This is a genomic window from uncultured Microscilla sp., from assembly GCF_947493425.1.
Taxonomy (GTDB): Bacteria; Bacteroidota; Bacteroidia; order Cytophagales; family Microscillaceae; genus Microscilla.
Window position 1 is genome coordinate 1 of record NZ_CANLRP010000361.1, and the last position, 2,281, is coordinate 2,281.

At 38.8% G+C, this 2,281-nt stretch carries 2 protein-coding genes; one reads left to right on the forward strand and one right to left on the reverse strand.

The window, feature by feature from the left end; translation table 11 throughout:
- The first annotated feature begins 157 nt into the window (after positions 1-157).
- Positions 158-907, forward strand: a complete 750-nt coding sequence (locus tag Q0954_RS33700) for a hypothetical protein (protein WP_299466404.1) — start codon at positions 158-160, stop codon at positions 905-907.
- Between the two features lie 288 nt (positions 908-1,195).
- On the opposite strand, the gene Q0954_RS33705 is transcribed toward Q0954_RS33700, so the two are convergent.
- Positions 1,196-2,185, reverse strand: a complete 990-nt coding sequence (locus tag Q0954_RS33705; protein ID WP_299466407.1) for a GSCFA domain-containing protein — start codon at positions 2,183-2,185, stop codon at positions 1,196-1,198.
- Positions 2,186-2,281: the final 96 nt, after the last annotated feature.

Here is a 2,281-nt window from a genome sequence, read left to right on the forward strand (position 1 = left end):
TTTATACATAATGATAAGGTTACTACATTTTATGTATATGCTAGAAATCTGCTAATAAGTTTCTTGCGATTGCCATGTGTTTAAGTATAACTTACTTGTATCTATTTGATTTCTTGGTATATTGTGACTTATATATTCACCTAATTACCCTAAACAAATGGCAAACAAACTCCATGAATTACTAGCGGTTGAGCAAGACCGTAAACATAAATCTAATCAAGCCATTGGCGAAGCAAAAAACACTTTTACTAAAAAAGAAACCCATTTTGATGGGATGGTCAAGCGATATGTCCCATTAGAAGAGGACTCAGAACAAATACCTGATGAAAACAAAGAGATAGTGAATACTGTCAAAGAGAAATTGGATTCAGCCCTTGACGCTATCGTATCGGGCATAGATGCTCACATCTCTAAAGAAGAAACCAATGCTTCTAATGTTGCTAAATCAGAATTGATCGTAGGAGAAACCAATTTTGGTATTTTTTCGGCTACTTCGCTGTTGGCCTTGGAAGCCCACCTTGCCAAAATCAAGGAAATGTACCAGGCCATTCCTACTTTAGACCATACCAAAAAGTGGGAGTTTGACTCACAGAAAGGGGTGTATAAAACAGATGAAGAGGTAAAGTTTAGAAGTGTAAAGCGCCCTAAAGTAATTGTAAAATACGAAGCTACCGAAAAACATCCCGCCCAAACCGAGCTGTTATACCTTGATTTTCAGGTAGGTAAATATGAGACCACCTATTTTTCGGGTAAAATCACTGTAAGTCAGAAGAAAATGTTAATTCAACGTTTAGACGAGTTGTTGGAAGCTATAAAAACTGCACGTGCCAAGGCAAACAACGTGGAAGTAAATAATATAAAAATTGCTCAAACAATTTTTGACTACTTGCATCAAGAGGTGTTTTAACCATAGAACTTGTTTAAGGTTTATGTTTTGAGCGCAAAAATTTAATTTTTGATTTTCAGGCGAGGCGTGTAAAACGGAGTTTAGCAGTGCTAAATCAGGGCTAAATGAGTATTTACACAACAAAGCATGTAATCAACAAGCTAGTTTGAATCATTTGGAGAACCGCAGCCCTTTAGGGCAAGCTCAGCGAAGCTAAACCTTAAACAAGTTCATAGATGAGTTATATAGCAAAAAAATCAAAGCCTGGATATCCAGGCTTTTTATTTTACCTATTCCTCCCTTGTTTTTCTACTGCAATTGTGTTTGCACACTGGCTATTTCAGCAGATACGTCCACAGTTTGTGCATGACTTTCAAGCTGTGCCAATAGCTTCCGTAAAAACTTTTGGTGAGCTGCCGACTCAGGTTGAAAAGACCGGTGGTTTAATGCTTGTCTGACCTTGCCCCATTGTTTCAGAAAAGCAAGGGTTTGCTCATTCATAAAAGCCTGGGTAAACTTTTGCCAAATATAGTCTTCTGCCACTGGTGTGGGGTGAATCATATCTGCCTTGAAAAAGCGATAATCTCGCAAATCGTCTAACAATAACTCATAAGCAGGGAAATACGCTACTTGCGCAAATTTTTCACTTATTTGATGGCAAGCCAACCTAAGAGTGGCTTTACTGACCTGATTTAACGGAATGGTATCTTTGATATGCCTCACTGGGCTTACCGTTACAATTACTTGCAGGTGGGCATTGATGCTTTGTAAAGCCTGGTAAGTTTGTTCAAAACCTTGGGTAACCTCTTCAACGGTTAATAAACGTTTATCAAAAAATTGTTGGGGTACCTTATGGCAGTTGGCAACAATGGAACGATGCTCTTTGAGAAAATAACCATAGGCTGTACCCAAGGTCAAAATAACTACTTGGGTGTTTTGTAAAAACTGTTGGGTAATATCTAAAGTATGCTGTAACTTTTGCCTGAGGGCTGTCGCATTATTTGCGTAAAAATCTGAGTGTACATCATAGTGATACCATACACCTTGTTGCTCTACCATTGCCGCATCGCTCATCAACTCTGCGGCTTTTTCATGCAATAGGCTTGCATTGATCAGTTTAAAAATAGACAAAGGGTTGAAAATGACTCCAAATGGATTGACACAAGCAGTAAACTTGTTTTGTTGTAGGCGTTGTCCCATTGCATTGGCAAAACAAGAGCCTATGCTAAAAACTGGCGTATGCAAGTCAATGTCTAAAGGCTTGGGAGCTATATTGAAAGTAGTACGAAAGTGATCCATAGTGAGTATACGAGATAGGCTAATCGAGTAGGGTAAAGTAGGAAATCATTCTACCCTACTTTATCCCTCTCACACCACCGGACATACGGTTCGCGT